We start from the raw sequence: 4405 nt of genomic DNA, 5'->3' as shown, positions 1-4405 counted from the left end.
TAGGCACTGACCACAACAACAACATCGCGATGTCCTGTCTTCAGTGCAATCTCATCGATCCCGACCACTTCGAGATTTTGAATTGGATTCCAATCGATGGTGGCACTGATCTGACGATCAAGGATGCCTTGTCATGCATCAACGCCAATGGCCTGTTTCCGGCTCACATCTTCAAGCGTGCTGTTGATCAATTCCAAACGCATCTGTTGCTCGAAAGCTGTTGTGACTGAGGCACGTGGCGTATACCAAGACAGGGTTTGACTTGTCGTTGGATGCCCTTCGCAGGAGCGACATTGATCACGCTTCGGGCGTCAGATCAACAGCACTCGGTATTCGAGTCGCGGCAAATGTCGAAGTTCGATCTCATTGCCCAAACCATAAGCATGATGAATCGGCTTGCCACAACGGTGACACTGCGTTCCTTCTAGGGTACGATGAACGTCAATTCTCAACGTTTTGCGTTCACCTAAAACCACCCGTTCAATTGCGAGGTCAGGAAGATTTAAAAGGGCCTGAATCGTATCCTTATCGAAAGTCATCATCAAAAGCGCTCGAATGACATTTTAGCGGAGCACCGCCATCAACTAACTGATTTATATGATAACATGACCCCCTGAGATCCGGGAGAGCCAGATTTTGTGACTACCGAAACCATGACAATCATTTCCGAAAGGCAGCAAAGCCCAGAAAGCGATCTGTACTCCGCATACATTGCAGTGGTTAGTCGGGTAGGGTAGGCATTGCCCACCTTTTCCATTCTCCGATGCTGCTGATTTGCCGATTTTTGAATTGAATTAGTTGGTACAGATGTATTAGGTGGGCGATGCCCACCCTGTTATGTGATTGACACCCGTAACGGGTTGGGTTACACTAAATCCCATGATTCGGAACTTCAAGCATAAGGGCTTAAAGCGCTTCTTCGAAACCGGAAAGACTTCAGGAATCCAGGCCCAGCACGCGAAAAGGCTCCGTTTGATACTCGGCCGCCTCCACGCTGTCCGACAACCAAAAGACATGAACCTTCCAGGGCTTCGGCTTCACGAGCTGAAAGGAAATCGATCTGGAACCTGGGCAGTTGATGTTAGTGGAAACTGGCGAATTACCTTTCGCTTTGAAGGCGAGGATGTCGAGGTCGTGGACTATGAGGATTATCATTGAGGTACCCCATGCTTATGCACAATCCACCACATCCCGGTGAAGTGATTCGAGAGCTTTGTCTTGAGCCGCTTGATCTTTCTGTCACCGAGGCCGCCAGAGCCTTGGGTGTCAGCCGGAAGACCTTGAGCGCCATCCTCAACGGACGAGCTGGAATTAGCCCCGAGATGGCTGTTCGGCTCTCGATTGCTTTTGATACTACCTCAGAGAGTTGGCTTAACCAACAAACCCAGTATGATCTTTGGAATGCTGAGCAACACCGCAAAGAGCTTCAGGTCAAACGTCTTGTTGCAGCATAGCGATCTCCCATCACATAACAAACGGTTCAACACGGACGCGGGCTACGCCCGCGCCGGTTAACCGGGACGTTAGGCATGAAATTCGGGTCAGTGCAATTCTACAAGCATGAAGGTCAAACAACTCATTGCGCTGATCGAGGCTGACGATGGCAGCAAGTGCGACAGAAAGGCAGCCATCGTCAGTTCCATCATCCCACGAAACCGGGAACCGTCACTGTTTCTGGAAAACCCAGTGTTGATGTCCCGCCCGGCACACTCAACAACGTGCTGAAACAGGCCGGGCTCAGGTGAGAAGCTGACATGCGTTACATGGTTGTCATTGAGAAAGGCCCGAGTAGTTTCGGCGCATATGTCCCTGATCTTCCAGGCTGCATCGCGGCGGCAGAAACCAAGGAGGAGGTTCTTGAGCTCATCCAAGAGGCGATCGAATTCCATCTGGAAGGTATCAAGGAAGAGGGTGCGCCCGTGCCTCAGCCACATTCATACAGCGAATTTGTTGAAGTGCATGCCTAACAAGTCGCTCCAGCCGACCCCGGCTCCGCTACGCTCCGCCGGAGCGGCTAAGCTTGGTCGTTGGGCTGTGGACGAAAAGATGATCGGTTTTCTTTTCCTCGTGCTCTCTTCGGAGGTTTGAGGTGTCCTACTACTGCGGGAGACATCAAATAAATTACAGCGGATCGGAATGTCCGCGTTGCATGCAGGAGACTCAGCACGCCGAGCTGGTAAGATTAGCGGAGCGGAACGAAGAAGAAGCCGCCGAAAGAGATCTTTGGTCGGACTACAGACGAGACAACCCTGGGGACTACGAGTGCCCTCACTGCAAGTACAAGACACTCAAGTTTGGCGCAACTAGGTGCCCGAAATGCCAGGGCATCCTAAATCAGGAACAGCAAAAACATATCGCCAGACTCGCCGCTCGCGAAGCTGAGAATCTCGCTAAACAGCATGCTCGTTTTCAGAGGGAGCAGCAGGAACGCGAACGTATTCTGGCGGAACAGGAAAGCGCAAGGCGTGAACGAGCTAAAGCGGAGAACATTGCTGCGGGAAAACGACGACTTAGAACGTTAGTATTTTTTGTTTTCTGCACTTTTAGCTCACTACTTTTGTATTTCTCTGCTGAGTCGGATTTCCTGTCGGGGTTGACTTATCTTTTTGTCCCGTTTGTAGCCTGGCTTTCTTATTGGGTTAGTGATCCGCCGTACCGGAAGAACCTGAATCGCGCTCTAGTCGCCGGCGCGCTCGTGGCTCTTGCAATCCCGTTATGGTTGCATGCCCGTATCTTTTCTGAAGCAATTGAGCCACTCAAGAGCGGCATTAACATGCCGAGTGTTTATGGATTCGGAATACTCGGATCACCGGTGCTTGAAGTTGTTGCCGTGGGTGTTGTGCTTTATGGCTTCTGGGTCGGTCGCTACATACCACCTTTGCTCTTTCTTTTCTGTGCGCTTACCTCAAGAATCGTTATCGGCTTTGCTTGAGAAACGGGCCAGGCCCAATTATCGCCAGATCTAATGAATGAAATCGCTCAACGAGTCCGCAAGCCCGACGCCAAACTGCGGCGGGCGCTTCGCGCGTCGCCGCAGTTTGGCGCGGGCTGCGGTTAACGTTAGGCATAAATATGGAAGTCGAATATTCCTTCCGACCTGCAAATCCTGAGGATCAAGCGCTATTGTTCGCGCTATACCGAGCAGTGATGGGTGGGTACATAGAACAGATCTGGGGCTGGGATAGTCAATGGCAGAAAGATGATTTTTCAGAGCACTTTGATCCAGACCAGATAACGGTGGTTTTACGCGAAAGTCAACCGATAGGTTATGTCCAAGTAGAGAAACATAGTTATGAATTCTACATCCGAATGCTCTTACTCGCTCCGGAGCATCAAAAGAAAGGGCTTGGGGCAAACGTTTTGAAACGGATTATCTCCTCTGCATCGAAGCAGCATCTCGGAATCAAGTTGCAGGTTTTCAAAATCAACGCGCTGGCGAGGCGTTTTTATGAGCGCCATGGGTTCACGGTAGTGGGTGAAACCCCAGCGAGCTTAGAGATGGCGTTCGATGCCTAACGAGCGCATTCAGCCGAACGCAAAAAGCGCCGCTTGTTCCTCGCTCTGCTTTTTGCGCCGGCTGATGCGTGACGTTAGCGCCAATAGAAGATGGTTCCCTCAAACCACATCAGGTGGCACATGAAATACAAAGTCGCTCTCCGAAAAACAGATGAAGGTTTTAGCGTATCCTGCCCAGGTCTACCTGGATGCTGGTCACAGGGGAAGACAGAGCAGGAAGCTTTAGAAAACATTGCGGATGCAATCAATGAATACGTTGATGTTTCGGCAGAATTGGCTGCAACGGAAGATACTGAAATGCGGGAAGTCGAGGTGGCCGCGTAAAGATGCCGAAAATCCGAGGTGTCAATCACCGCGATGCTGTTCGGGCTTTACAGAAGGCAGGGTTCCGAGTTGTCCGGGAAAGCAAGCACATCATCATGTCTGACGGCACGCGAATCCTAACCATTCCGAGGGGAAATCCTGTTGATGCTTTTACGCTCGGCGGAATCGTTAAGGATGCCGGCTTGACTGTAGATCAATTCAAAAAACTTCTTTGATGCAAAAAGGCGCTAACACAGCGCTCAAGCCGACCCCGCGCGGCAGACGTCGTGGGCTAATTGCGAGCGTGGTGCCGCACGCGGGTCGGCTTACCGCAACGTTGGGCTGAATAGCGAGGTGAGTTCTTGTGATCGGATCATGTAAGAAATGTGGCTTTCATGCCGGCATATTTAATATCAAGGATGGCCTGTGCCGCTCGTGTAGAGAAGACCGGTCAAACACGAATGGCGCTAAGATAAGGAAGGATGCGGTCGCAAGATCCTGAAAAGATTGGGGTAGGGGCTGCCAAGGTGATAGGCTGAATTCGCCAAAAGCCAACTCATCACCTCGGACGGCAGCCCTCTGCATC

At 51.2% G+C, this 4405-nt stretch carries 10 protein-coding genes; 9 read left to right on the top strand and 1 reads right to left on the bottom strand.

The annotated features are described in order from the left end of the window. Nucleotides 1-230: hypothetical protein (locus CKO25_RS20390; protein ID WP_200389784.1), on the top strand; the 230-nt coding region annotated here is incomplete at its 5' end. Between the two features lie 81 nt (nucleotides 231-311). Here the strand turns inward: CKO25_RS20390 and CKO25_RS20385 are convergent. Continuing rightward, nucleotides 312-542 carry a hypothetical protein gene (locus CKO25_RS20385; RefSeq protein WP_200389783.1) on the bottom strand — a complete coding sequence of 77 codons (231 nt, stop codon included), beginning with the start codon at nucleotides 540-542 and terminating at the stop codon, nucleotides 312-314. Nucleotides 543-879: 337 nt separating this feature from the next. Between CKO25_RS20385 and CKO25_RS20380 the strand changes: the two genes are divergently transcribed. The 8 genes from CKO25_RS20380 to CKO25_RS20345 all read left to right on the top strand — a co-directional run bounded on the left by CKO25_RS20380 (nucleotide 880) and on the right by CKO25_RS20345 (nucleotide 4055). Beyond that, nucleotides 880-1158 (top strand): type II toxin-antitoxin system RelE/ParE family toxin, encoded by a 279-nt coding sequence (locus CKO25_RS20380; protein WP_200389782.1) that lies wholly within the window; start codon nucleotides 880-882, stop codon nucleotides 1156-1158. 8 nt (nucleotides 1159-1166) lie between these two features. Beyond that, nucleotides 1167-1454 carry a HigA family addiction module antitoxin gene (locus tag CKO25_RS20375; protein ID WP_200389781.1) on the top strand — a complete coding sequence of 96 codons (288 nt, stop codon included), beginning with the start codon at nucleotides 1167-1169 and terminating at the stop codon, nucleotides 1452-1454. 156 nt (nucleotides 1455-1610) lie between these two features. Further along, complete coding sequence (locus CKO25_RS20370; RefSeq protein WP_371829733.1) at nucleotides 1611-1745, top strand: type II toxin-antitoxin system HicA family toxin; 135 nt, start codon at nucleotides 1611-1613, stop codon at nucleotides 1743-1745. Between the two features lie 9 nt (nucleotides 1746-1754). Next, nucleotides 1755-1967: a type II toxin-antitoxin system HicB family antitoxin gene (locus CKO25_RS20365; protein ID WP_200389780.1), complete on the top strand. Its 213-nt coding sequence runs from the start codon at nucleotides 1755-1757 to the stop codon at nucleotides 1965-1967. A 182-nt stretch (nucleotides 1968-2149) separates the two neighbouring features. After that, a complete protein-coding gene (locus tag CKO25_RS20360) occupies nucleotides 2150-2932 on the top strand; it encodes a hypothetical protein (RefSeq protein ID WP_200389779.1) in 783 nt (260 codons plus the stop codon). Nucleotides 2933-3072: 140 nt separating this feature from the next. After that, nucleotides 3073-3516: a GNAT family N-acetyltransferase gene (locus CKO25_RS20355; protein WP_200389778.1), complete on the top strand. Its 444-nt coding sequence runs from the start codon at nucleotides 3073-3075 to the stop codon at nucleotides 3514-3516. 120 nt (nucleotides 3517-3636) lie between these two features. Then, complete coding sequence (locus CKO25_RS20350; RefSeq protein WP_200389777.1) at nucleotides 3637-3840, top strand: type II toxin-antitoxin system HicB family antitoxin; 204 nt, start codon at nucleotides 3637-3639, stop codon at nucleotides 3838-3840. Between the two features lie 2 nt (nucleotides 3841-3842). Then, nucleotides 3843-4055: a type II toxin-antitoxin system HicA family toxin gene (locus CKO25_RS20345; RefSeq protein ID WP_200389776.1), complete on the top strand. Its 213-nt coding sequence runs from the start codon at nucleotides 3843-3845 to the stop codon at nucleotides 4053-4055. Nucleotides 4056-4405 lie beyond the last annotated feature (350 nt).

This window comes from Thiocapsa imhoffii, from assembly GCF_016583985.1.
Lineage (GTDB): Bacteria > Pseudomonadota > Gammaproteobacteria > Chromatiales > Chromatiaceae > Thiocapsa > Thiocapsa imhoffii.
Note: the sequence above shows the minus strand (reverse complement) of the source record. Positions and strands in the feature narration are given on the sequence as shown.

What these genes read in the sequence shown, in the direction of transcription:
- CKO25_RS20385 (WP_200389783.1), bottom strand. Translation starts at nt 542, where the DNA reads ATGATGACTTTCGATAAGGATACGATTCAGGCCCTTTTAAATCTTCCT.
- CKO25_RS20375 (WP_200389781.1), top strand. Translation starts at nt 1,167, where the DNA reads ATGCTTATGCACAATCCACCACATCCCGGTGAAGTGATTCGAGAGCTT.
- CKO25_RS20360 (WP_200389779.1), top strand. Translation starts at nt 2,150, where the DNA reads ATGCAGGAGACTCAGCACGCCGAGCTGGTAAGATTAGCGGAGCGGAAC.
- CKO25_RS20380 (WP_200389782.1), top strand. Translation starts at nt 880, where the DNA reads ATGATTCGGAACTTCAAGCATAAGGGCTTAAAGCGCTTCTTCGAAACC.
- CKO25_RS20355 (WP_200389778.1), top strand. Translation starts at nt 3,073, where the DNA reads ATGGAAGTCGAATATTCCTTCCGACCTGCAAATCCTGAGGATCAAGCG.
- CKO25_RS20365 (WP_200389780.1), top strand. Translation starts at nt 1,755, where the DNA reads ATGCGTTACATGGTTGTCATTGAGAAAGGCCCGAGTAGTTTCGGCGCA.
- CKO25_RS20345 (WP_200389776.1), top strand. Translation starts at nt 3,843, where the DNA reads ATGCCGAAAATCCGAGGTGTCAATCACCGCGATGCTGTTCGGGCTTTA.
- CKO25_RS20350 (WP_200389777.1), top strand. Translation starts at nt 3,637, where the DNA reads ATGAAATACAAAGTCGCTCTCCGAAAAACAGATGAAGGTTTTAGCGTA.